Annotated in this window: 20 protein-coding genes; 12 read left to right on the top strand and 8 right to left on the bottom strand. The window is 72.6% G+C overall.

The annotated features are described in order from the left end of the window. Window positions 1-94: 94 nt before the first annotated feature. The 6 genes from ACWCQS_RS28995 to ACWCQS_RS28970 all read right to left on the bottom strand — a co-directional run bounded on the left by ACWCQS_RS28995 (window position 95) and on the right by ACWCQS_RS28970 (window position 11,401). On the bottom strand, window positions 95-1,564 hold the full coding sequence (locus ACWCQS_RS28995; RefSeq protein WP_451007181.1) for an MFS transporter: 1,470 nt from the start codon (window positions 1,562-1,564) through the stop codon (window positions 95-97). A 151-nt stretch (window positions 1,565-1,715) separates the two neighbouring features. Further along, entirely contained in the window at window positions 1,716-2,483 is a 768-nt protein-coding gene (locus tag ACWCQS_RS28990; protein ID WP_451007293.1) for a thioesterase II family protein, read from the bottom strand. A 29-nt stretch (window positions 2,484-2,512) separates the two neighbouring features. Further along, window positions 2,513-3,511, bottom strand: coding sequence for an LLM class flavin-dependent oxidoreductase (locus tag ACWCQS_RS28985; protein ID WP_451007180.1), 999 nt, complete (start codon window positions 3,509-3,511; stop codon window positions 2,513-2,515). Window positions 3,512-3,549: 38 nt separating this feature from the next. Next, window positions 3,550-5,151: a fatty acid--CoA ligase gene (locus ACWCQS_RS28980; protein ID WP_451007179.1), complete on the bottom strand. Its 1,602-nt coding sequence runs from the start codon at window positions 5,149-5,151 to the stop codon at window positions 3,550-3,552. 23 nt (window positions 5,152-5,174) lie between these two features. Then, the gene (locus ACWCQS_RS28975; protein ID WP_451007178.1) at window positions 5,175-11,090 is read right to left on the bottom strand and encodes an SDR family oxidoreductase; all 5,916 of its coding nucleotides are present in this window, start codon (window positions 11,088-11,090) and stop codon (window positions 5,175-5,177) included. An 11-nt stretch (window positions 11,091-11,101) separates the two neighbouring features. Further along, a complete protein-coding gene (locus ACWCQS_RS28970) occupies window positions 11,102-11,401 on the bottom strand; it encodes an acyl carrier protein (RefSeq protein ID WP_388624645.1) in 300 nt (99 codons plus the stop codon). A gap of 161 nt (window positions 11,402-11,562) precedes the next feature. Here ACWCQS_RS28970 and ACWCQS_RS28965 point away from each other — a divergent pair, with 161 nt between their 5' ends. The 12 genes from ACWCQS_RS28965 (at window position 11,563) to serS (ending at window position 23,692) form a co-directional block, all read left to right on the top strand. Continuing rightward, window positions 11,563-13,194 (top strand): aldehyde dehydrogenase family protein, encoded by a 1,632-nt coding sequence (locus ACWCQS_RS28965; protein ID WP_451007177.1) that lies wholly within the window; start codon window positions 11,563-11,565, stop codon window positions 13,192-13,194. A 27-nt stretch (window positions 13,195-13,221) separates the two neighbouring features. Then, window positions 13,222-14,364, top strand: a complete 1,143-nt coding sequence (locus ACWCQS_RS28960) for an acyl-CoA dehydrogenase (protein WP_451007176.1) — start codon at window positions 13,222-13,224, stop codon at window positions 14,362-14,364. Between the two features lie 116 nt (window positions 14,365-14,480). After that, window positions 14,481-15,776, top strand: a complete 1,296-nt coding sequence (locus ACWCQS_RS28955; RefSeq protein ID WP_451007175.1) for an aspartate aminotransferase family protein — start codon at window positions 14,481-14,483, stop codon at window positions 15,774-15,776. Between the two features lie 2 nt (window positions 15,777-15,778). Beyond that, window positions 15,779-16,261: a type II toxin-antitoxin system RatA family toxin gene (locus tag ACWCQS_RS28950; protein WP_451007174.1), complete on the top strand. Its 483-nt coding sequence runs from the start codon at window positions 15,779-15,781 to the stop codon at window positions 16,259-16,261. 21 nt (window positions 16,262-16,282) lie between these two features. Then, window positions 16,283-16,816: a hypothetical protein gene (locus tag ACWCQS_RS28945; RefSeq protein WP_450983346.1), complete on the top strand. Its 534-nt coding sequence runs from the start codon at window positions 16,283-16,285 to the stop codon at window positions 16,814-16,816. Further along, a complete protein-coding gene (locus ACWCQS_RS28940; RefSeq protein WP_451007173.1) occupies window positions 16,813-17,358 on the top strand; it encodes a flavin reductase family protein in 546 nt (181 codons plus the stop codon). Before ACWCQS_RS28945 ends, ACWCQS_RS28940 begins: the two co-directional genes overlap by 4 nt. Further along, window positions 17,355-18,338, top strand: coding sequence for a VlmB-like protein (locus tag ACWCQS_RS28935; RefSeq protein ID WP_451007172.1), 984 nt, complete (start codon window positions 17,355-17,357; stop codon window positions 18,336-18,338). The genes ACWCQS_RS28940 and ACWCQS_RS28935 overlap by 4 nt, the downstream gene beginning before the upstream one ends. Then, complete coding sequence (locus tag ACWCQS_RS28930; RefSeq protein ID WP_451007171.1) at window positions 18,335-19,342, top strand: beta-ketoacyl-ACP synthase III; 1,008 nt, start codon at window positions 18,335-18,337, stop codon at window positions 19,340-19,342. The genes ACWCQS_RS28935 and ACWCQS_RS28930 overlap by 4 nt, the downstream gene beginning before the upstream one ends. A 75-nt stretch (window positions 19,343-19,417) precedes the next feature. Continuing rightward, window positions 19,418-19,648: a phosphopantetheine-binding protein gene (locus tag ACWCQS_RS28925; protein WP_076095786.1), complete on the top strand. Its 231-nt coding sequence runs from the start codon at window positions 19,418-19,420 to the stop codon at window positions 19,646-19,648. Next, window positions 19,648-20,868, top strand: coding sequence for a beta-ketoacyl-[acyl-carrier-protein] synthase family protein (locus ACWCQS_RS28920; protein WP_451007170.1), 1,221 nt, complete (start codon window positions 19,648-19,650; stop codon window positions 20,866-20,868). Before ACWCQS_RS28925 ends, ACWCQS_RS28920 begins: the two co-directional genes overlap by 1 nt. An 84-nt stretch (window positions 20,869-20,952) precedes the next feature. Then, window positions 20,953-22,422, top strand: a complete 1,470-nt coding sequence (locus ACWCQS_RS28915) for an APC family permease (RefSeq protein WP_451007169.1) — start codon at window positions 20,953-20,955, stop codon at window positions 22,420-22,422. Further along, on the top strand, window positions 22,415-23,692 hold the full coding sequence (gene serS / locus ACWCQS_RS28910; protein WP_451007168.1) for a serine--tRNA ligase: 1,278 nt from the start codon (window positions 22,415-22,417) through the stop codon (window positions 23,690-23,692). Before ACWCQS_RS28915 ends, serS begins: the two co-directional genes overlap by 8 nt. 52 nt (window positions 23,693-23,744) lie before the next feature. On the opposite strand, the gene fabI is transcribed toward serS, so the two are convergent. Continuing rightward, entirely contained in the window at window positions 23,745-24,512 is a 768-nt protein-coding gene (gene fabI / locus ACWCQS_RS28905) for an enoyl-ACP reductase FabI (protein WP_451007167.1), read from the bottom strand. Continuing rightward, complete coding sequence (gene fdxA / locus ACWCQS_RS28900) at window positions 24,509-24,838, bottom strand: ferredoxin (RefSeq protein WP_451007166.1); 330 nt, start codon at window positions 24,836-24,838, stop codon at window positions 24,509-24,511. The genes fabI and fdxA overlap by 4 nt, the downstream gene beginning before the upstream one ends. Window positions 24,839-24,857: the final 19 nt, after the last annotated feature.

Here is a 24,857-nt window from a genome sequence, read left to right as displayed (position 1 = left end):
GAGACGGCTGACGGAGTTCTGATGCAGCACTGACGGGCGCACGGAGGCTCTGCCTCCGTGCGCCCGTCAGGCGGTGGTCCACCCGGCCGGTGGGTCAGGACGCCTGCGCCCGGCGCGGCAGCAGCTGGACCAGCAGTGCCACCACGACGCAGATGCCCGCCTGGACCAGCAGGCCCGCGCCGAAGGCGTGGGCGTAGGAGTGGGCGGTGACCTGGTGGCCGGCGACGCCGAAGAAGACGACGCCGATGACCGCGATGCCGACGGCGTTGCCCATCTCCTGGGCGGTGGAGAAGACCCCGGAGGCGGCGGCCGCGTGGTGCGGCGCGACGCCCTCCAGGACCAGCGAGGCGAGCGGGGCGACGACGAAGCCCATGCCGAAGCCGGCGAGCACCATGGCCGGGATGCACCAGCCGACGGAGCCGCTGCCGCCCAGCTCCCACGCGGTGGCGGCGAGCGCGATGTTGCCGACCGCCTGGAGCAGCGCGCCGATGGTCAGGACCTGCTTGCCCAGCTTGCCCGCGACCTTCGGGGACTGCGCGGAGCCGATGAAGAAGCCGAGGCCGAGCGGGATGAACAGCAGACCCGACTGGAGCGCGGACAGGCCGCGGCCCTCCTGCAGGTACAGCGCGAGGACCAGGAAGAAGGAGGCCATCGCGGCGAAGAACACCAGCAGCGAGACGACGCCCACGCCGAACGCGCGGTCCTCGAACAGGCTCGGGTGGACCAGCGGCGACTTGTCGCGGGCCGCCTTGCGGCGCTGGGTCCACCAGAACGCGGCCAGCAGCGGTACGGCCGCCACCAGGCACTCCCAGGTCCAGGTCGGCCAGCCCTGTTCACGGCCTTCCACCAGCGGCAGCACGACGGCGGCGAGTCCCGCGGTCACCAGGATCACGCCGGTCCAGTCGAGGCCGGTGTGGCCCTCGGCCCGGGACTCGGGCACCACCTTCGGTGTGAGCAGCAGGACCACCGCGCCGATCGGGGCGTTGATCAGGAAGATGGTCCGCCAGTCCCAGCCGAAGATGTCGGCCTTGATCAGCAGGCCGCCGATCAGCTGGCCGAACACCGCGGAGGCGCCCATCGTGATGCCGTAGGCGTTGAACGCGGCGACCCGGGCCTTGCCCGCGTAGGCCGTGGTCAGGATGCCGAGGACCTGCGGGATGACGAGGGCGGCCGCGGCGCCCTGCACCGCGCGCGCCACGATCAGCTCGGTCATGTTCGGGGCGATGCCGCAGGCCAGCGAGGCCAGCGTGAACAGGGCCAGGCCGATGGAGAAGACCTTCCGGCGGCCGTAGAGGTCGCCGAGCCGGCCGCCGGTGATCAGCATGGCGGACAGGCCGATGTTGAAGGTCGCGGCGACCAGCTGGATCTCGGCGCTGGTCGCGTGCATGTTCCGCTGGAGTGACGGGATGGCCACGTTGACGATGAAGAAGTCGACGTTGGCGATGAACAGGCCGGCCAGCACGACCCAGAGCGCACCCCAGGCGGGCTTGCCCGCGGCCTCCTCGATGTCCGGTGGCGAGGCGGCCGAGGCCGCGCTGCCGGTCAGTTCCGCTTCGGTGGTCATGGACGACCCTCCTAGGTCGTTTCGTGCTGGTGGGGGGCGTGCCGAAGAGGTCCGCGAGCACGCGAGGGGCATGGGACGGCACTCGGTACGGCAGTCCTCCGAGCACTGTCCCGCGCCCCGCTGACACGGCGCTGACACGGACCCTCGGCGGTCAGCGCACCGCCGCCGCGGCCAGCCGCTGGAGCCGGTGCGCGAAGTGCGCGGTCACGGCCTGGGCGTGGGTGTCGATGTAGAAGTGGCCGCCCTCGTATTCGTTGTGGCCAAGGTAGGCGGGGGTGCGGCCGGCCCAGTGGGTCATGGCGTCCGGGGCCTCCTGGAGCGGGTCGCTGCGGCCGCCGTAGGAGGCGAGCGGGCAGGTGACGCCCTTGCCGTCGTCCTCGTACTGGGCGGCGACCCGCAGGTCGGCGCGGAGCGCGGGCACGACCAGGGCGAGCATCTCGGGGTTGTCGTAGATCTCCGCCGGGAAGGACCCCAACTTTTTGATCCACTCGACGAGTTCGGGCTCCGGCATCCGGCTCTGCTCCTCCGTCGGCTGGAAGAAGCCCTCGGGCGACCAGCCGGACATGCCGACCAGCACCGGCGCCGGTCCGCCCTCCTCCTGCATCCGGATGGCCAGCCGGAACGCCAGCTGGGCGCCGAGGCAGTGCCCGAAGAGGGCGAACGGCCGCTCGTCCAGGTCGTTCAGCACCGCCTCGTGCAGTGCGTCGAGCAGCGGCCAGAACTCCTCGTACGTCGGTTCCTCCCGGCGGTTGTGGCGGCCGGGCAGGGTGACGGCCTGCGGGGCGATGTCCGGCGGCAACAGGCGCTCCCAGTCGCGGTAGATGATGGCGCCACTGCCCGCGTGGGGCAGCAGGAACAGCCGGACCGAGGCGTCGGGCGAGGGCTCCACGGGGTGGAACCAGTGCCCCTCGCTGGACATCTGGCTGCCTATGGTGCCGATGGCGGTGGTCACGACGGCGTACTCCCAACGGTGGTGGACGGGCCGAGGGCGCGTACCGCGGGCAGCAGCACCTCGGCGATCTCCTTCAACTGCGGCTCGGGGTCGAGCGATCCGATCCGTACGACCAGATGCCGGGCGCCGGCCCGGACGTATCCGCCGAGCCATTCGGCGCACTTCTCGGCGCTGCCCCAGGCGTAGGCCTGGATGCTGCTCATCTGCTCCAGGGAGCGGCCGTAGTAGTGGCTGATGTAGTGCTCCAGCTCGGCCTTGGCGGCGCTCTCGTCGCTGTTCACGGTGACCGTGGCGTACAGCGCGGGAGTGACCGTGCGGCCGGCCTCCGCCGCGAGTTCGGCGATACGGCGGCGGGCGCGGGCGTAGGCGTCGACGTCGGGCAGGAACGGCAGCCAGCCGTCGTAGCGGGCCGCCGCGCGGGCGAGGACCTTGGGGGTGTCGCTGCCGGCGAGCCAGAGGGGCGGGCCGCCGGGCACCGCCGGCGAGGGCAGCCGGTCGAGGTTGTCGGCCTGCCAGAACTTGCCCTGGAACTCGGCGGGTTCGCCCTCGTCGTGGGACCGCCAGGCCGTCCGCCACAGCGCGGTGATCTCGTCCAGGCGGCCGACCCGGCCCTGGAAGGAGGCGCCGACGGAGGCGAACTCCTCCTCGGTCTCGGCCATGGGGAACCCGGAGCCGAGCCCGAGGACCAGCCGGCCGGCGGCGACATGGCTGAGGCTCGCGATCATGTTGGCGCCGATGAGGGGGTGGCGCAGGGCGGGGGTGAGGGCGGCGGTGCCGACGGTGATGCGCCGGGTGGCGGCGGCCGCGGCGGACAGTACGATCAGCGGGTCCAGGCGAGGGCGGGCCGTCAGTGAGTCCCCGGCCCACAGGGAGTCGAACCCGAGGGTCTCCGCCCGACGGGCGAAGTCGAGCAGGGGGGCGGCCGCATAGCTGCCCCTGATGGCCTGTTCCCGGGTGGGCAGCTGGACGCCGATCCGCAGGGCCTCTGCGCTCATGGTCAAGTCCTCTTCCGCTGGGCGATGTCGATACGTCGTCATAGTGCGTGACCCAGCGGGTCCCTGGCTGGTGCCGCCAGTACCTCCCGCACCGCGCGGCGCAGGATCTTCCCCGAGGGGTTGCGCGGCAGGGAGGCCGTGAAGTGGTACGTCCCCGGGATCTTGTAGTCGGCGATGCGGCCCCGCAGGGACAGCAGGAGTTCCCGGGGGGTGGCACTCGCGCCGGGCTTCAGCACGACCACCGCGTGCACGCTCTCGCCCCAGCGTTCGTCGGGCAGGCCGACCACCGCCACGTCGGCCACCGCGGGATGCGCGGCGAGGGCCTTCTCGACCTCCGCCGGGTAGATGTTCTGCCCGGCGACGATGATCGTGTCGTTGATGCGGTCGCACAGGTGGAGGTAGCCGTCCTCGTCGAGGTAGCCGGCGTCGCCCATGTGCAGCCACTCCCCCACCAGGGTGCGGGCCGTGGCCTCGGGCAGGTTCCAGTAGCCGAGCATCCGGGACGGGGTGCGCACGCAGATCTGGCCGACCGCGCCGGGCGGCAGGGTCTCGCCGTCGGGGCCGATCACCTTGATGTCGGTGCCGGGGCAGGGGCGGCCCACGGAGTTCAGCCTGGTGCTTCCGGGGTGATGGGCGTCCGGCGGGAGGCACACCGCCACGCTGCCGGTCTCGGTGCTGGCGTAGATCTGGGCGAACTCGCAGTCGTAGGTCTCCAGGCACTGCTTGAGCAGGGTCTCGGACATGGGGGCGGCGCCGTACGCGATCTTGCGGAGCGAGCGGAACGCCTCGGGTCCGGCCTCGCGTTCGGCCGCCATCGCCTGGAGCATCGCGGGGGCGGCGAAGGTGGTCGTCACGCGGTGGGCGCGGATGAGCCGGACCGCTTCCTGCGGGTCGAACTGCGGCATGATGACGTTGGTGCCGCCCGCGTTGAGGGTGTGCAGGAACCAGCCGATGCCGGCCACGCCGAAGCCCGGCAGCGAGATCAGGGCCACGTCCTCGGGCCGCCAGTCGATCCAGTCGACGCCCTCGGCGCGGCTCGCGTGCGGCAGCGTGAAGAAGCTGCGGTGGGCGAGGACGGCGCCCTTGGGCAGGCCGGTCGTGCCGCTGGTGTAGATCTGGATCACCGCGTCGTCCGGGCCGGTGCCGGGCGTGGGGTCGGTCTCGGGCTGGTCGGCCGCCCAGGCCGGCACGCCGGCGCCGCGCGCGGGTTCGCCGTCGGCGTCGGTGCCGTCGACGCGGATCACCCGGCGCAGTCCGCGCAGTTGGTGGCGGACGGTGGCGACGGTGTCCCAGAACTCGTCGTCCACGAAGATCAGCGTTGCCCCGGAGTCGCGCAGGATGTGGTCGACCTCGTTCGGGGTGAGCCGCCAGTTGACCGGGACCAGGACCGCGCCGGCCTTGGCGCAGGCGATCATCACGAGGTAGTAGTTCGCGGACTCGCGGCCCAGGTAGGCGACCCGGTCACCGCGCCGGACGCCGCCGGCGCGCAGGGCGTGCGCGGCCCGGTTGCTGTCCTGGTGGAGCTTGGCGTAGGTGGTGACCCGGCCCTCGCAGACGATCGCCGGGTGCTCCGGGCGGCTTCCGGCGTGGGCGCGCACGGAGTGGTGGAGCGTCCAGCGCTCCCTCGGTGTGTCGGTCATCTCGGTTTCCCGTCCCTTGCTGTTCACGCTGCCGGGGCGAGCTGCCCGTCGACGAACCGGGCCAGCGCGCGGACCGTGGGGTGGTCATGGGTGAGGGAGGCCGGCAGGGGCAGCCGGAACGCCTGCTCCAGTGCGGCCTTGACCTGCTGGGCCATCAGGGAGTCCAGGCCCAGCGACACGAATTCGGCGTTCGCGTCCAGCTCGTCGCCCTCCTCCAGGTGCAGGACGGCGGCGACCTTCTCGCGGACCACGCAGGTGACGGCGGCGAGCCGTTCGGCCTCCGGCAGCGCGGCCAGCGCGCCGAGGTCGAGCCCGGTGCCGTCCTCGTCCGTGGTCCGCCGGGCGAGCCGGTCGTAGAACAGGTCGCCGGTGACGCTGCCGGAGACATAGCGGTCCCAGTCGAACTCGCCGACGATCCGCTGGGTGCGCGGCCGGCCCCAGAGCCGGGCGAGGGTGTCCAGGGCGCGGGTCGGGGAGAAGAAGCGGACGCCGCTGCGTTCGATCTCCTGGCTGAGGTGCTCCTCGAGGCGGGCGGACATGCCGACCCGGGCCCAGGCGCCCCAGTTGACCGACAGGCCGGGCACCCCGCGCCGGCCGCGCCACTCGGCGAGCGCGTCGAGGGCGGCGCTGGCGGCGGCGTAGTGGCCCTGGGTGGCGCCGCCGAGGACGGAGGCGATGGAGGAGTAGGTGACGAAGAACTCCAGCTCCGGGAAGGACTCCTCGGCGGCCTCGTGCAGCAGCCAGCCGCCGTAGGCCTTCGCGGCGAGCTGGGCGTCGATGGACTCCCAGGTCAGCTCGGAGATCAGTTTCTTGTCGTAGGAGCCGGCGGCGTGCACGATCCCGCCGACCGGGTACGGGCCCGCCGCGAGCTGCCGGACGAGCCGCCGCACGTCCTGCGGGCGGGAGATGTCGGCGCGTACGACGTCGATCTCGGCGTCGGCGGCGAGGTCGGCGAGGAGCGCCGAGGCCTCCTCGGTGGCCCGGCCGCTGCGGCTGACCAGGGTCAGGTGCCGGGCGCCGAGGGCGGCCAGCTTGCGGGCGGTGACCAGGCCGAGGCCGCCGAGGCCGCCGGTGACCAGGTAGGTGCGGTCGGCGCGGAGCCGGGTGGGGCCCTCGTCGACCGCGTACTGCTGCGGCTCGGGCCGGCCCTCCGGCGGGATCACCGCGTCCCGTTGCGATCCGGCCCGGCCCTCCGCCAGGAGCACCGCGTCCGGCGGCTGCTCGGCCGGGTCCTCGGGCAGGGTCACCCAGGCCCGTCCGGCGGGGTCGGCGAGGGCGGTGCGCAGGGCCTCGCCGGTCTCGTCGAGCCGGAAGCGGGGTGCGGTGTCGTCGGAGCCGGTGGCGTGGACGACGGCCGGGACGGGCACGGTGAGCGTGGCACGGAAGGTGCCGTCGTGCCGTACGAGCACCTCGTCGCCCGGCGCGAATCCGGTGCCGTCGGCGGTGGCGAGGACCGTGCCGCGCGCCAGCCGCCCGAGCAGCGGCGGGGGTTCCTCCTCGCCCTCCGCCGCGCGTTCCGCCCGGCCGGTGTCCAGGGCGGTGCGGGCGTCCTCGGCGGTGAGGCCGACGGTGTGCACGCGGACCTGGACCTCGCCGGCCCCGGGCGCCCGGTCGGGGACCGGGGCGAGGGCCAGGTCGGACAGGTCGCCGGAGTCGGGGGCGCGCAGTTCGAAGCCCCCGGTCCAGGTGAGCGCGGTGTCACCGGCGAGCAGCCGGCGCACATAGCGGCGGCCGGGCCGGTGGGCGACCTGGTACTCGCCGGGCGGCTCGGCCCGCCACTCCTCGGCGAGCGGGGTGAGGCCGCTGCCGGGGGCGAGGTCGACCAGGGTGGCCCGGTACTGCGGGTACTCGGTGAGCAGCACCCGGCCGAAGCCCCACAGGGTGGCGGCGCCGAGGTGGCCGCCGTCGCCGGCCGGGTCGCCGGGCAGCCACTGGGCGCCCTCGGTGACCAGCCACAGCCGGGGCGGCCGGGCCGCGGCCTCCAACGCGCCGACCAGCGCGAGGAGTTCGCGGTAGTTGTCCTCGCACTCGGCGCGCAGCCGCTCGGCGGACATCGGCTCGGGGCACTGCCGCCACAGCCGGCAGACGTCGGTGACGGTGGGGTCCTCCAGGGCGGCCTTGAGGTCGGTGAACTCCGTCAGCCAGGTGACCTTGAGGCCGGGCTCGGCGGCGAGTTCGGCGGCCCGCGCGGCGGACGGGTCGAGCAGCACCACATGCCGGGCCGGGCCGTGCTCCGTGGCCGGGAGGGCGCGGCGGACCCAGTCGGGGCGGTGCAGGAACTGACGGCGGCCGGCGCGCCCCTCGGGCCGGGCCATGCGTACCCCGAGCAGCTCGGCGACCGGCTCGCCGTTCTCCAGCAGCAGCACGTCCGCGAGGCGCCGGTCCTGTTCGCCGCGCACCCGGGCGAGGACCCTCAGGTTCTCGCCGCGCGGCTTGCGGAAGTGCCGTACGGCGGCGATCTCCCGCGGCACGAACACCGGGCCCTCGGGGTCGAGGACGACCAGGGCCTGCACGGCGGCCTCCAGCAGCTCGGCCGGGACGTGCTCCACGGCGGTGGCGTCGCGGCCGGTGAGCTCGCCGGTGACCAGTGCCCCGGCAGGCAACGTTTGCCCATCAAGGAGCGGCGTCCGGTGCGTGCTATCGGCGTGCCCGCCGGAAGCCCTCGTACTGGACGTACTTGGGCTTTCGGCTCGTGCGGCGAGAGTGCGTGCCGGGCGTCGCGACGGGGCGGACGTTGCCTGTCGGGGCACTGCGTCGCCGTGCCGGGCGGCGCTCAAGAGGAGCCGCATCCTCGGACCCTGGGGGCGGCCGACGGAGGCGAGGTCGGTGTAGATGTCCTCGTCGTCGATGTGCTGGGCGGCGGGGGCGAGGGTGGCGTCCAGTTCGGCCAGCTCCGAGACCGGGACGAGGGGTTCGGGCGCCGCGGCGACGACGGCGGTGGCGTGCAGGTTCTCCTCGCCGCCGACGATCGTGAACACCTCGACCTCGGCGCCGCCGCCGTGCCGGGGCCGCCAGCGGGTGGTCAGCGCGGTCACGGTCTCGGCGGGCAGCTCCAGCGGGGCGAGCAGCCTCAGGTCGCGGACGGCGGAGCGGGCGTGGCCCTGGACTGCGTCCTGCACGGCGAACAGCAGGTCGACGTAGGCGCCGGCGGGCAGCACGGTACGGCCGCCGTCGGCGAGGTCGGCGAGCGCGCCCAGCTCCTCGGCGGTGAACTCGGCCGTGAACTCCCGCACCCCGCTGGCGAACCGCTCCTCGATGCCGAGCAGCGGGTGCCGGGCGCTGCCGTTCGCGGCGGAGCGGCGCGGGGTGACCGAGGGCAGCCAGTAGCGCTTGCGCTGGAAGGCGTAGGTCGGCAGGTCCACGCGGGCGGGCACCGGGTGTCCGGCGTGGTAGCCGCTCCAGTCGACGGTGAGGCCGGCCGTGTAGTAGTCGGCGAGCGCGGTGAGGGTGGTCGCGGTCGTGGTGTCGCGGCGGCGCAGGCTCGCGAGCCACAGGTGGTCCTCGGCGGTGACGCCGCGCCGGGCGAGCGCGGTGAGCGCGGCCTGCGGGCCGATCTCCACCATCGCGTGCCGCCCGCGCCTGGCGACGGCCCGGATGCCGTCGAGGAAGCGGACGGGTTCGCCGATGTGGCGTACCCAGTAGTCCGGGTCGCCGATCTCCCGGAAGCGGGCGAGGCGGCCGGTGACGTTGGAGATGAGGCTGATGGCCGGCTCGCGGAAGGTGATGCCGTCGAGGGCGGCGCGGAAGTCGTCGTAGACCTCGGCCATCAGCGGGGAGTGGAAGGCGTGGGAGACCTTGAGCCGGTCCACGCGGACGCCCTTGGCCTCCAGGGCGGCGACGACCTCGTCCAGCGCGGCCGTGGCGCCCGAGATCACCGTCTGGTCAGGGGCGTTGACGCCCGCCAGCGCCAGGTCGTCGTGTCCCTGGAGCAGGGGCTCGACGTCCTCGACGGGCGCGGCGACGGCGGCCATCCCGCCCGCGGTGCGCACGGCCTGCATCAGCCGGGCGCGGGCGGCGACCAGCCGGACGGCGTCGGGCAGGTCGAACAGCCCGGCGACGGCGGCGGCGACGACCTCGCCGATGCTGTGTCCGATGAGCACGTTCGGCCGGGCGCCCCAGGCCATCCACTGCCGGGCGAGGGCGTACTCCAGGGTGAACAGGGCGGGCTGGGTGTACTCGGTGCGGTCGATCGCCTCGGGGTCGGCGGCGGTGCCGAGCAGCAACTCCCGCACCGACCGGCCGAGATGGGCGGCGAACAGCTCGTCGCACGCGTCCACGTGCTCGCGGAAGACGGGGCAGGCCGCGTAGAGGGCGGCGCCCATGCCGGCGTACTGGGAGCCCTGGCCGGTGAACAGGAACGCGGTCTTGCGGATGCCCGAGGGGCCTTCGTGTTCCTGCTCGGCGGCCCGGTCGAGGAGCCTCGCCAGGGCGGCCCGGTCGGCGACCGGGGCGGCGATGCGGTACGGGTGGTGGGCGCGGGTCGTGTTGGCGCTGTGGCAGAGTGCGTCCAGGGGCCGGTGGTCGACCGACTCCCGGTAGGCGGCGGCGAGTTCGCGCAGGGCGGCGGCGTTCTTCGCCGACAGGGTGAACAGCGGCGCTGCCCCTTCGCCCGCTGCGGGCTCGGCGGGCGCCGGCGCCTGCTCCAGCACCACCGCACCGATGGTGCCGGCGAACCCGAAGCTGTTGACGACCGCTCGCCGCACCTCGGCGTCCCACGGCTCGCAGGCGGTGGGCACCCGCAGCGGGTAGAGGTCCCAGGGGATGCGGCCGGAGGGCGTCTCCAGGTTGAGGTGCGGGTAGATCGTCCGGGCCCGCAGCTGAAGCACGGTCTTGATGACGCCGACGATGCCGGAGGCGGGCTCCATGTGCCCGAGGTTGGTCTTCACCGAGCCGACCAGCACGGGCCGGTCCTTGGTGTGGGAGTCCACGAACACGTCGCCGATGGCACCGAACTCGATGGGGTCGCCGAGCGGGGTGCCGGTGCCGTGCGCCTCGACGTACTGGATGTCCCCGGGCGTCAGGCGGGCGGCGGCGAGCGCGCTGCGGATGACCTTCTCCTGGGCCGGCCCGTTGGGCACGGTCAGGCCCGCGCTGTCGCCGTCCTGGCCGACGGCCGTACCACGCACCAGGGCGAGGATCCGGTCGCCGTCGCGCTCGGCGTCGGACAGCCGCTTGAGCACGACGATGCCGCAGCCCTCGGCGCGCGCGTAGCCGTCGGCGGACTCGTCGAAGGTCTTGCAGCGGCCGTCCGGGGCGAGCATCTGGGCGTTGGAGAACATCACCGGGATGCGCGGGTGGTGCAGGGCGTTGACGCCGCCGCACAGCGCGATGTCGGTCTCGCCGGCGCGCAGCGCGTTCACGGCGAGGTGCAGGGCGACCAGGGAGGAGGAGCAGGCGGTGTCGACGCTCATGCTCGGGCCGCGCCAGCCGAGGAAGTAGGACAGCCGGCCCGACAGCGGGAACATGGTGATGCCGGACGCCAGATGGCCGTCCAGCTCCTCGTACGGCAGTGAGTCCAGCTCCAGGGCGTAGTCGATGGAGCTGGCGCCGATGTAGACGCCGCCGTTGCCGCGGCGCAGCGGGGCCGGGTCGATACCGGCGTGCTCCAGGGCCTGCCAGGCGGTCTCCAGCAGCAGCCGCTGCTGGGGGTCCATGTAGCGGGCTTCCTTCGGGGAGATGTTGAAGAAGCCCGCGTCGAACAGGTCGATGCGGTCCAGGAACCCGCCGGCCGAGGCGATGATCTTGCCCTTGTCGTCGGGGCCCTCGGGGGTGAACGCCTCGACGTCCCAGCGGTCCCGCGGGATCGGGCCGATCCCGCTCCTGCCCTCCTTGAGGAAGGCGTCGAACTCGTCGGGCGAGCCGCTGCCGCCGGGGAACCGCAGACCGATTCCGACGATCGCGACCGGCTCGGGCGCCTGCTCTGTCTCCGTACGCGGCATGGAGCGACTCCTCAAGCTTCCTTGACGGCCTGGGTCAGGTGGTCCACGAGATGGGCGATCGTCGGCTCGTTGAAGAGCACGCTGACGTTGATCGACAGGTCCAGGAGCTGCTCCAGGCTCTGCCGTATCTCGGTCAGCCGCAGCGAGGTGAGGCCGAGATCGAAATAGCTGATGTCGAGCGGAAGATCCTCGGAATCGTCCATGAGCAGAACGGTCCTGAATTTGGCGAGGACGATTCCCTCGATCTCCTCGGCGAGTTCGCTGCGCGGCAGCTCACGCAGGCGCCGGCTGGTGCTGTCGACAGGTGGCATGCGCCTCATGCAAGCAGCGCCGGCTGACGCCCCACTGACGGCTTCGCACAGGGCAGTTGGCCGGATCGGGCCGGTCAGTCGGGCGTCAGCGCGGGGTCAGATTCCGCTGCCACGCTCGCCTTGCTTCAAGAAATCCACACGCCATATCCGAAAGGCTGAAGATGCTTCGCGAAGCCGCGCAGGAGGAGAGTGCTGAGGCACCTTCCGGATTGAAGAGCTACGACCTCTACATCGCGGGCAAGGACGTCGCCGGAGACGGCTGGGTCTACACCGTCAGCGGACGCTCCCTGCTGGAAGACGTGTTCACCAGCGTGAGCCTGAAGCGCTCCCTCGAACAGGACCCGGAGTCCGAGGCGGCGAGGCACCCCTATGTCGTCGGGCGCTGCGCGATCGCGGACGACTCCGCCATCGACCTGGCCACCCAGGCCGCCGCCGCTGCCGCCCCCGACTGGGCGGCCGTGCCGCTGGAGCGGCGGATGCGCCTCGGCACCCGCTTCCGCGAGGAACTGATCAAGCACCAGGACGAGTTCCTGCGCATGCTGGTCGCCGAGTCCCACCCGGTCAAGCTCGCCCGCTGGGAGCTGAGCTGCCTGCTGCAGATCTACGCCCCCGGCTCCCTGCGCTGGTACCTGAAGCAGATGCGGGTGGAGAAGGAGTACAACGGCCGCAAGCTGATCCTGCACCGCCAGCCGGACGGCGTGGTCGCCTTCAACCCGCCGCAGAACGCCCCGCTGCCGAGCGCCGCCCTGTGCGTGCTGGCGCTGATGGCCGGCAACGCGGTGGTGGTGCGGGCGCCGCGCAGCATCGCGCTGTCCACGATGTGGCTGCTGCGGGACGTCGTCGCCCCGCTGCTGGAGGAGATCGACGCGCCGGCCGGGGTGCTCAACGCGGTGTGCTCCAATCCGAAGCAGACCATGGACCGCTGGATCGCCGACCCGCTGATCAACGACATCTTCTACATCGGCGGCAGCCAGGAGGGCCTGCGCTTCGAGCAGCAGTGCGTGGCGCACGGCAAGAAGCCGATCCTCGAACTCGCGGGCAACGACGGCATCGTGGTGTGGAAGGACGCCGACGTGAAGTGGGCGGCCGAGGCGATCACGGAGGCCTTCTACGGCTCCGGGCAGATCTGCATGGTGCCCAACTACGTCCTCGTCCACCCCGATGTCGCCGAGGCGCTGATCGCCGAGGTGAAGGAGCAGGTCAAGGGCATCCGTCCGGGCCTGCCCGAGGAGGAGGACGTGCTGCTGTCGCCGGTCAGGCGCAGCGAGCGGTTCTTCCGGCTGCTGCGGCAGGCCCTGGACAACGGCGCCGAGCTGGTCACCGGCGGCCACCGCACCGAGCTGGACGGCACGGTCTCGGAGACGGGCGTGTTCCTGCAGCCTACGGTGGTGCGGGTGGACGGCCTGGACCGGGCGCGGACGTACGACGTGGTCCGCGAGGAGACGTTCTTCCCGCTGATCCCGATCGTGATCGCCGAACGCGACCACGACGACGCCCTGCTGGAAGCCTTCCTGCAGTTCGTCAACAGCAACGACTACGGGCTGCGCAACTCGCTGTGGTCCCGCTCGGACCACGTCGTGGAAACCTTCGTGCGGCGCACGGTCAACGGCGGTCTGCTGAAGGTCAACGACTCCCACATCGGCTTCCTGCCGTATCTGCCGAGCCACGGCGGCACCGGCCGCACCGGCGGCGCCTTCGGCGAGGCCAACTACCCGATGCTCAAGACCTCCCATGTGCAGGGGGTCAGCATCGCCCGCGACGTGAGCCCGTACGACGCGGTCTTCGGCGCCTGACCACATTCCGACCTGCGGAGGTTTCCCGTGCGTTCCCTCGATGCCGCCCGGACCGTCTGCGAGCGGTTCCACCCCGGACTGCTCAAGGAGCTGGAGCAGATCCCGTACGCCGAGCGGGAGCAGCCCGGCAGCCCTGTGATCGACCTCTTCCGCATCCACGGCGGGGTCGGCCTGCTCATCCCCGAGACCTACGGCGGCCATGGCGCGGCCCCGCTGGAGGCGCTGCGCGTGCAGCTGGCCCTGGGCGCCCTTTCGCCGTCCCTGGTCGCGGCCGTGTCCATGCACCACTTCACCGCCGCCATGCTGTACTCGCTCGCGGTGAAGTCGGGCCGGCTCACCGCCGCGCAGACCGAGCTGCTGCACCGGATCGTGCCGGAGCAGCAGGTGATGGCCTCCGGCTGGGCCGAGGGCCGTACCGCGCAGAACATCCTGAAGCCGGCCGTGACCGCGCGCCCGGTGGAGGGCGGGTTCCTGCTCTCCGGGGCGAAGAAGCCGTGCAGCCTGTCCGGTTCGATGAGCCTGCTCACCGCGTCCATCGCGATCCACGGCGAGGACGGCGGCGAGCCGGAGCTGGCGCTCGCGATCGTCCCCGCCGACGCTCCCGGCCTGTCCGTGCACCCGTTCTGGGGCAACGACCTGCTGGCCGGCGCGGAGAGCGACGAGGTCCGGCTGGCGGACGTGTTCGTGCCGGCCGAGATGGTGGTCCGGGCCGGCGCCGACGACCCCACCCGCCTCGACGACCTTCAGTCGGCCGGGTTCGTCTGGTTCGAGATGCTGATCTCCGCCGGGTACGCCGGCACCGCCGCCGCGCTGGTGGAGCAGGTGCTGGAGCGCAAGCGGGGCGGCGTGGAGGAACGGGCCGCGCTGGCCGTCGACATGGAGGCCGCGCTGGCTCTGCTGGAGGGCGTGGCCCGCGGCACGGGTCCCGAGCCCGGTGACGAGGAGTCGGTGGCGCGGGTGCTGGTCGCCCGGTACGCGGTGCAGAACGCGCTGCCGGACATCGTGGGGCGGGCGCTGGAGCTGCTCGGGGGGCTGGAGTTCATCAGCAACTCGGCCTCCGCGCAAGGCGCTGCGGCTACGCGTGCGCTGGCCTTTCATCCGCCGTCCCGTATCGCCGCCTCGGAGCCGTTGCTCGCGTACTTCGGCGGGGGGTCGCTGGTTCTGGCGTAGAGCTCGGTCGGCATAGCTCAGTGGGCGGCTGCGGGTCCGTCTGTGGCTGGTCGCGCAGTTCCCCGCGCCCCTTTCGGGGCGTTTCCCCCACCCACCCCTTTTGGAGTGAGCGACACGTGACCGTTATCCAGGAATCACCGGCGACTTCGGCCGCCGACACCGAGGCGGAGATCCTCAACCTCTATCGCGCCCACCTCAGCAAGGGCCGGGCCACGCTCGCCGAGTTGTTCGGCAGTCATATGGAGGTGGCGTCCGAGGGCGCCTGGCTCACCACCAGTGACGGTGAGCGCTTCCTGAACGCCGGAGGCTACGGCGTGTTCATCATGGGCGCCCGGCACCCGATCGTCATGGAGGAGGTGGAGCGCCAGCTGCGCACCCACCCCACCGCGACCCGCATCCTGCTGGAGCCGACGGTGGCCCGCGCCGCCGAGGCCCTGGTCTCCGTGCTGCCGCCCGGTCTCGACCGCGTGCACTTCGCGCTGTCCGGCGCCGAGGCGGTCGAGACGGGACTGAAGCTGGCCCGTGCGGGCGGCTACAAGCGGACGATCTCGATGCGCGGCGGCTACCACGGCAAGACCCTGGGCGCGCTGTCGGCGACCGCCAAGGACGTCTACCAGGCGCCGTTCCGCCCGCTCGTCCCCGACTTCCAGCATCTGCCGTACGGCGACGCCGACGCCCTGGAGGCCGAGCTGAAGGCCCACCCGGGCGAGGTCTGCGTGATCCTGGAGCCGGTGCAGGGCGAGGGCGGGGTGATCGTCCCGCCCAAGGGCTACCTGAAGCGGGTCGAGGAGCTGGTCCGGGAGTACGACGGCTTCCTGATCCTCGACGAGGTGCAGTCCGGGTTCGGGCGGCTCGGCGAGTGGTGGGGCGCCGACATCGAGGGCGTCGTACCGGACGTCCTGCTCACCGGGAAGGCGCTCGGCGGCGGAGTGATGCCGGTGTCGGCGGCCGTCGCCACCCGCAAGGCGTTCCGCCCCTTCGACAAGGACCCCTACGTCCACACCGCCACCTTCTCCGGGCAGCCGGTGCTGATGGCCGCGGTGCAGGGCGCGATCCGGGCCGTCAAGGAGGAGCGCCTGGTCACCCGGGCCATGGACCTCGGCGCCCGGCTGCTGCCGCGGATCGCGGAGGTCGCCCGGCGCAACATCCCCGAGCTGGTGGTGGATGTGCGCGGCCGGGGCCTGCTCATCGGTGTCGAGCTGGTCGAGGCGGGTCTCGCCGGCGAGCTGCTGATCGAGCTGTTCAACCACGGCGTGGTCGCCAACCACTCCATGAACGGCAGCTCGGTGGTGCGGTTCACCCCGCCCGCCGTGCTGGACGACACCGACGTGGACTTCCTCGTCAACTCCTTCGACCTGGCCACCCGCGACCTGATCAAGGGCGCGGCCAAGATGCCGGAAGGCGGTAACTGATCGTGCGGCACGTCGAACTCGATGCCCTGATACCCGCGGAGCAGGCCGAAACGGTCCTGCACGCCGTACGGCGCTGGGAGAAGTACCCCGACCTCGCGCCCCATGTCAACGCGACCACCGTGCACGCCTCCTACCCCGATCCGAAGGCCTCCTCCAGCTGGGAGCTGCACTTCCGCAGCGGTCTGCTGCGCTGGACCGAGGACGACGTGATCGTGCCCGAGGAGGGCACGATCCGCTTCGAGCAGTCCGACGGCGACTTCGACTCCTTCTCCGGGACCTGGTCCGTCCAGCAGTCCGGCGCGGACGTCACCGTCCGCTTCGAGGCCGACTTCGACTTCGGCATCCCGAGCCTGGAGGGCATCCTCGACCCGATCGCCGAGCGGGTCATCAAGGAGACCGTCGCCTGGGCGCTGACCGGCCTGTTCCCGGCCGTACGCATCCAGGGCGGCATCCAACTCACCGAGCCCGCCGCGGTCGGCGCCTAGGACCCGCGCGAGGAGCTGACCATGGACCAGGCGAACCCCTTCGAGACCCCGCGCACCTACTCGCTGCACCGCGCCGAGTACCTGGTGGGCCTCGCCGTCACCACCGGCCTGATCGTCTACCACTTCGGCGACATCCGCTGGCTGCCGGCGCTCGGACTGTTCCTCTACATCGACCTGATCGGCTACATCCCCGGCGCGATCGCGTTCCGCAGGAGCGGCGGCCGGCCGATCCACAAGGCGTACTACGTCCTCTACAACGTCATGCACAGCCTCATCACCCAAGGCGCGGTCGCCGCGCTGTGGTGCTGGCTGGTCAGGCCCGAATGGGCACTGCTGGTGCTGCCGTTCCATCTGTTCGGCGACCGCGGCCTGTTCGGCAACTTCATGAAGTCCTTCGCGCTGCCCTTCGAGCCGGTGCGCCAGGAGGGCTATCTGCGGCTGCTGGACGACCTGGGGCTGCCCCACCCGAAGCCCGTGGGACACGCCATGGACCCGGTGCCGGTCGGGCACGTCCCGGCGCGGCCCGCCGTACGCGAGACGGAGGCCGTGCGATGACCACCGCCACGGATGTACGGCGTCCGGTCCGACAGGACCCCGCCGAGCGCCGGCGCGCCCTGTACCACCTGGCCTCCCCGGTGTCCGTGCTGACCACGGGTCCCGAGGACCAGATGCACGGCACGACGGCCAGCACGGTCACGCTCGTCTCGCGCGCCCCCCTGCTCGTCGGGGTCGTGCTGCGCGCGGGCTCGTCCTTCGCCCGGCTGGCGGCCGCCGAGGGCCGGTTCACGATCAATGTGCTCGGTGCCGAACAGGCCGATGTGGCCCGGCGGTTCGCCGACAGCACGCGGCCCGACGGCGACGCGGCCTTCGCCGGCCTGGCCTGGACGGCGGACCGGTACGCGCACGCCCCGCTGATCGCGGGCGCGCTCGCCCACTACGTCTGCCGCTTCCACTCCGCGCACGCGGCGGGCGACAGCGAGCTGCTGCTCGGCCATGTCGTCCGGGCCACCGCGGACGACGGGCTCCCGCTGTTCAGCTACGCCGGCGGGCTGTACGCCGGCTCCCTGCGCCCGGCGAAGGAGGCCGCCGCGTCATGACCTCGTCACCCGTTGCTCCCGAGGCGGACTGGGACAAGGCGCCCGGTCTGCTGGACGGCGCGAAGGAACTCACCCTCGGCCCCGAGGAGTGCGACCTCGCCTACTGGATCACCTCCGTCGCCCAGGGCACCCTGCGCGACCGCGGGGCGACCGGCCACCACGAGAACGCGTTCACCCCGGACTTCCTGAAGGCGCCCGGCCCGCTGCGTGAGGCCCTGGTGCTGGAGTTCGGCTTCCGGGCGCTGGCGGAGGAGCTGGCCACCCGCCTCCTCGGCCACTACGTCTCGATCGCGCCCGGCATCCCCCAGATGGAGTTCTACGCCACCCAGCTGCTCGACGAGGCCCGGCACGCCCGGGTCTTCCGCCAGCACCTGGTGGAACTGGGCATCCCGCAGCACACCCTGCTGAAGGACATCGAGGAGATGGCCCGGGACTACCGCAAGCGGGTCCTGGACCCGGTGGTGGACTTCACCCTGGACATCGTCCGCGACCGGGCCGACTTCCCCGGCGGGGTCGCCGTGTTCGCGATCGTCATCGAGGGCGTACTCGCCCCGGCCGCCGAGCTGAGCGAGCGCAAGTGGACCCCGCTGTCCCCGGCGACCGGCGAGATCTCGCGCGGCACGGCCATCGACGAGATCAGGCACCTCACCGTGGCCAGCACCATTCTGCGCGACCACGTGATCGAGCACCCGGAGTACAGGCCGCGGCTGCTGGAGATCCTGCGCGCGGGCGTGAAGCTGTGGGACGAGATCCCGGACCGGGAGTTCGTCATCCACCGCGAGGAGCTGTTCCAGGAGGGCATGTTCCGGCACGCGGATCTGATCGGCGACTACGAGATCTGGCCGGGCGTGCGGCTGCTCGACACCACCGCCGAGCAGCGCTACGACATGGCGGAGCGGTGGACCGACGAGATGGCCGAGGTCCGCATGGCGTACATGGGCCTGCCCGTCGAGGTCCTCGCCTCGGAGACCGGCGCATGAGCACCGGGCGGGCCGCGGTGATCGCCGGCATCGGGTCGTACGTGCCGCCCAACCGGGTGACCAACGACGACCTGGCGGCCCGGCTGGACACCTCCGACGCCTGGATCCGGTCCCGCACCGGGATCGCCGAACGGTACGTCGTCCCGCCGGGTACCGCCACCGGCGACCTGGCGGTGGAGGCGGGCCTGAGGGCCCTGAAGTCCGCCGGGGCCGAGCGGGTCGGGGCGGTGGTGCTGGCCACCACCACTCCGGACCAGCCCTGCCCGGCGACCGCACCGCAGGTGGCCGCGCGGCTGGGTCTCGGACCGGTGCCGGCCTTCGACGTGGCGGCCGTGTGCTCCGGGTTCCTGTACGGCCTCGCGTCCGCCGCCGGGCTGATCGCGGCCGGGATCGCGGACAGCGCGCTGCTGGTCGCCGCCGACGCCTTCACCACGATCATCAACCCCGCCGACCGCACCACCGCGGTGATCTTCGCGGACGGTGCGGGCGCGGTGGTGCTGCGGGCCGGCTCGGCCGCCGAGCCCGGGGCGATCGGTCCGCTGGTGCTGGGCAGCGACGGCGAGCTGAGCCATCTGATCGAGGTGCCCGCCGGCGGCTCCCGGCAGCGGTCCACCGGCCGCCCGGCCGCCCCGGAGGACCACTACTTCCAGATGCTCGGCCGGGACACCTACCGGCACGCGGTGGAGCACATGACCGCCGCGTCCGCCGAGGCCGCCGAGCGGGCCGGCTGGCGCCTCGCCGACGTCGACCGGTTCGTGGCCCACCAGGCCAACGCCCGGATCCTGGAGGCGGTTTCGGACCGGCTCGGCATCCCCGCCGAACGGCGGCTGAGCAATATCGCACGGGTCGGCAACACCGGCGCCGCCTCCATCCCGCTCCTGCTCGCGGAGGCCACCGCCGAGGGCCGGCTCGGCACGGGCCACCGGGTGCTGCTCACCGCGTTCGGCGGCGGCCTGTCGTGGGGAGCGGCGACGGTCGTCTGGCCTCAGCTGCAGACCTTCTGACGCGCGGTCCGACGCGACGTCAGCCACTCGTATTCAGCGGTACGCGGGGCGCGTACACCTTCGAAAGGAACCGACATGCTGGAGCAGCTCAAGGAAATCCTGTCCAACAAGCTCAAGGTGTCGCCCGAGGCCATCACCCCGGAGGCGACCCGGGAGGACATCGAGCTGGACTCGCTGGCCGTGGTGGAGCTGTCGCTGCTGCTGAAGTCCGAGCTGGACCTGGACATCAGCGACGACGACCTCCTGGAGGCCGAGACCGTGGCCGACATGGTCCGGCTCATGGAGGAGCGGAGCGCGACGGTCTGATGGCCGGCATGGACATCGCCGTCACCGGGCTCGGTCTGGTCACCCCGGGCGGGATCGGGGTCGGGCCGAGCTGGGCGGCGGTCTGCGACGGCAGGCCGGCCGCCGCCCTCGATCCGGTGCTGGCGGACAACCCCGTACAGATCTCCTGCCGGGTGCCCGGCTTCGACCCCGAGGCCCTGCTGAGTGCGCGGCGCGCCCACCGGCTGGACCGGTTCGTGCAGTTCGCGCTGGTCGCCGCGCACGAGGCGGTGGCCGACGCGGGCCTGGACCCGCAGACCTGGGACGGCGCGCGGGTGGGTGTGGTGCTGGGCTGCGCCGACGGCGGTCCGGGCACGGTCGAGGACCAGCACCATGTGCTGCGCGAGCAGGGCGCCGACCGGGTGTCGCCGCTGCTGCTGCCCATGCAGCTGCCGAACATGCTGGCCGGTCAGACGGCCATCGAGTTCGGGGCGACCGGGCCCAACCTGGTGGTGGCGACGGCCTGTGCCTCGGGTGCGACCGCCATCGGCACGGCCCGGGACCTGCTGGCGCTGGGCCGCTGCGACATCGTGCTCGCGGGCGGCAGCGAGGCCATGATCACCCCGCTGGTCATGGCCGGGTTCGCCCAGATGGGCGCGCTGTCTAAGCGGCACGACGATCCGGCCTCCGCGTCCCGGCCGTTCGACGCCGACCGGGACGGGTTCGTCGCGGGTGAGGGCGCCGGGATCCTCGTGATGGAGCGGGTGGCCGACGCACGGGCGCGGGGCGCCCATGTCCACGGCCGGATCATCGGCTACGGAGCGACGGCCGACGCCCATCACATGACGTCACCGCATCCGGACGGCGCGGGCATCGAGGCGGCGGTCCGGGCGGCGCTCGCGGACGCGGGTGCCGATCCGGACGACGTGCAGCACGTGAACGCCCACGGCACGTCGACACCGCTCAACGACCTGTCCGAGGCCCGCATGATCCAGCGGACCCTGCGTGGGGATCCGCTGGTCACGTCCACGAAGGGAGTCACCGGGCATCTGCTGGGCGCGGCGGGGGCGGTCGAGGCCGCGTTCGCCGTGCTGAGTGTGGAGCACGAACTGATTCCGCCCGTCGCCAACTTGGTCCTGCCGGATCCCCGGATCGAGATCAAGCTGGCCCAGACCCTGACCGAGATGCCGATCGATCTGGCGCTGAGCAACTCCCTGGGCTTCGGTGGGCAGAACACGGCGCTGGCGATCTCGCCCGCCTGAGCCCCCTGAGCAAGCAGCCGTCCGCCGAGCAAGCCTCCGCGGGCGGCTGTTCCCCTGTCACGTCCCGTCAGCTCTGGAGTCCCCATGTCCACCAGTGGTCCCCCCTCCTCACCCGGCCGGCTCGGTACCGGGCACATCCTCTTCCTCATCGTCGCCGCCGCCGCTCCGCTCTCCGCGATGGTCGGCACGGTCCCGCTCGCGTTCGCCTTCGGTGACGGCGCCGGCGTACCCGCGGCCTTCCTGTTCGCCGGCGTGACGCTGCTCTGCTTCTCGGTCGGATACGCGGTCAGTGCCCGGCGTACCGGAGGCTCCGGTGGCTTCTACGCCTCCGTCGCCGACGGGCTCGGCAGGCCGCCCGCCGTCGCGGCCGGCTACGTGGCTCTGCTGTCCTACAACTGCGCCACCATCGGACTGGCGGGCGCGCTCGGCTACTTCACCCAACTGGTGCTCGCGGCCCACGGGTTGGCGATCTCCTGGGAGTGGTGCGCCGCCGTCGGGCTGGTGCTGACCGCCGTGCTCGGGTACCGGGAGATCGCGCTCAGCGCCCGGGTGCTCGCCCTGCTGATGCTGGGGGAGATCGGTGTGCTGGCGGCCCTCGACGGGGCGATCCTCGTCCGGCACGGGGTGCACGCGCTGCCCGCCGTCTCGTTCTCGCCCCATACGGCCGCCGGACCGGGTGCCGGGGTCTCGCTGATGTTCGCGTTCGTCTCCTTCATCGGCTTCGAGTCGGCCGCGCTGTACGGCAAGGAGGCGCGGGATCCGCGGCGCAGTGTGCCCCGGGCCACCTACGCGGCGGTCGTGCTGATCGCCGGTTTCTACGCGCTGACCAGCTGGCTGGCGGTGGGTGCGGTCGGCAGTGGCCGGGTGCGGGTGGTCGCCGGGAAGGAGATGGGCGATCTGTTCTTCGTGCTCGGCGACGACTTCCTCGGCAAGGCGGGCAGCACCGGGCTCCAAGTCCTGCTGTGCACCAGCCTGTTCGCCGCGACGCTGGCGCTGCACAGCGCCGCCAACCGGTATGCGCAGGTCCTCGCCGAGGACGGTCTGCTGCCGGGCGCCCTGGCCGCCGAGCACCCGAAGCACGGCTCCCCGCACCGGGCGAGTCTCGCGCAGAGCGCGCTGACGGTCGTGGTCGTCGCCGGGTTCGCCGTCGCCGGACTCGACCCGTACGCCGACCTGACGACCAGCATGCTCGGGCTCGGCACCCTCGGCATCGTCGCCCTGCAGGCGCTGGCCGCGCTGTCGGTGCTCGGCCTGCGACTGCACGGGGGCGGCGGGCACTGGTGGCGGGAGACCCTCGCCCCGCTGCTCGGCTTCGCCGGGCTGGCCGCCTCCGTCTGGCTGGTCGTCGGCAACTTCGACATGCTCACCGGCTCCCCGTCGAAGGTGATCGCCGCCCTGCCCTGGCTGCTGCCGCTGGTCGCGCTGGGCGGTCTGGCGTACGCCGCCCGCATGCGCTCGGCCCACCCGCTGCGCTACCGCCGGCTCGGCACCCGGCACCTCGCCTCCCCCGCACCGGCACCCTCCCCCGCCCTGACTGGAGACCGCCATGCATGACGCCCACGAGCTGATCGAGGCTGGCCCGGACGCCGTACGGCGCCTGGCCCGCCGCCGCCACGAGCTGGACCTGGAGGCGCTGAGCGCCGCCGTGCGCGACCGCTCCGCCGCCCAGGCCGAGGTCACCCGGCTGCGCACCGAGCTGAACCGCACGGCCAAGGCCCGCCGCTCCGGCCCGCCGACCGAGGCGGAGAAGGAGGCCGCGCGGGCGCTGCGGGCCGAGGTGCAGCGGGCGGAGAGCGCGGCCCGGAAGACCTCGGGCGAGCTGTGCGAGCTGCTGCTCTCCATCCCCAATCTGCCGCTGGACGCGGTCCCGGACGGGGACTCGGAAAAGGAGGCGGTGGAGATACGGCGGGGCGGTCCCGCGCCGCGTCCGGCGGACGGGGCCCGCCACCATGCCGAGATCGGCGAGGCCCTCGGCATCCTCGACTCCTCCGCCGCGGCCCGGCTGTCCGGCGCCCGGTTCAGTGTGGCCCGGGGTGCCGGTGCCCGGCTGGAGCGGGCCCTCGGCGACTTCTTCCTGGACCTGCACACCCGCGAGCACGGCTACACCGAGCAGTCCGTGCCGTTCCTGGTCAACCGGGACACCATGACCGGCACCGGGCAACTGCCCAAGTTCGAGGAGGATCTGTTCCGCACCCAGGTCGGCGACCGGGAGCTGTTCCTGATCCCGACCGCCGAGGTACCGCTGACCAACCTGGTGGCCGGACAGCTGCTGGACGCGCGGAGCCTGCCGTACGCCTTCACCGCCCGCACCCCCTGTTTCCGCGCGGAGGCGGGGGCGTACGGCCGGGACACCCGGGGTGTGCTCAGGCTGCACCAGTTCGAGAAGGTGGAGCTGGTGCGGATCTGCGCGCCGGAGCAGGCGCAGGAGCAGCTGGAGCTGATGACCGGGCACGCCGAGGAATGTCTGCGCCGGCTCGAACTGTCCTTCCGTACCGTGCTGTTGCCCGCGGGCGACATCGGCTTCTCGGCGCGGATGACGTACGACATCGAGGTCTGGCTGCCGGGCGGCGGCTCCTACCGGGAGATCTCCTCGGTCTCCGACTGCGGCACCTTCCAGGCCCGCCGCGCGGACATCCGGGTGAAGCGGGCCGACGGCCGCAAGACCCCGGCGGCCACCCTGAACGGTTCGGCTCTGCCCGTCGGGCGGACCGTGGCCGCGCTGCTGGAGCAGGGCGTCCAGGGCGACGGGTCCGTGGTGCTGCCCGAGGCGCTGGTGCCCTACACCGGTTTCCGGCGGATCCTGCCGGGCGGCGGAACCGAGTGAGGGCAGCGGAAAGGGGCGGGAGTCGCACTCCCGCCCCTTTTCCCTGCGCGGCTCACGCGCCCGTCATGTGCACCCCGCCGTCCACGTGCACGATCTCGCCCGTGGTGCGCGGGAAGAAGTCCGAGAGCAGGGCGACGACGCCGCGGGCGGCCGGGTCGGGGTCGGTGAGGTCCCAGCCGGCCGGGGCGCGGTCGGTGGTCCAGACGTCGGCCAGCTCCGTGAAGCCGGGGATGGACTTGGCGGCCATGGAGCGCAAGGGGCCTGCCGCGACCAGGTTGCAGCGGATGCCGTGGGCGCCGAGGTCGCGGGCCAGATAGCGGCTGGTGGACTCCAGGGCGGCCTTGGCGACGCCCATCCAGTCGTAGTGCGGCCAGGCCACGCTCGCGTCGAAGGTGAGGCCGACGACCGAGCCGCCGCGCCGCTCCAGCAGCGGCAGGCAGGCCGTGGTGAGGGACTTCAGGGAGTACGCCGAGACATGCACGGCCGTCGACACGTCGGCCCAGGTGCCGTCGAGGAAGGAGAAGGCGCCCTGGGGGCCGTAGGCGATGGAGTGGACGACGCCGTCGAGGGAGTCGGTGTGCGCGCCGATCCGCTCGGCGAGGGTGTCCAGGTGGTCCTGGTCGGTGACGTCCAGCTCGATGACCGGGGTGGACTTGGGCAGCTTGCCCGCGAACCGCTCGATCAGGGAGAGCCGGCCGAAGCCGGTGAGCAGGACCTCGGCGCCCTCCTCCTGGGCGATCCGGGCCACATGGAAGGCGATCGAGGCGTCCGTGACCACTCCGGTGACCAGGATCCGCTTGCCGGCGAGGATGCCGCTCATGCCACCGACACCCCCTTGGGCAGCGCGCTCACCAGCGCCGAGTCGTGGTCCTGGGGGCCGAGCGCGCTGCCGCCGCCGGGCGAGCCGAGGTCCGCGAAGAACTCGGCGTTGGAGGCCGCGTGGTCGTCGCCCCACTCCTCGGGCAGGTCGTCCTGGAAGTAGATGGCGTCGACCGGGCAGACCGGTTCGCAGGCCCCGCAGTCCACGCATTCCTCCGGATGGATGTAGAGGGCGCGGCGGCCTTCGTAGATGCAGTCGACGGGGCATTCGTCGATGCAGGAGCGGTCCTTGATGTCGACGCAGGGCAGTCCGATGACGTAGGCCATGTTCAACTCCTCCTTCTGC

Source organism: Streptomyces sp. NPDC002076 (genome assembly GCF_053593835.1).
The sequence above is the reverse complement of the archived record's forward strand: the minus strand, read 5'-3'. Positions and strand labels throughout refer to the sequence as shown.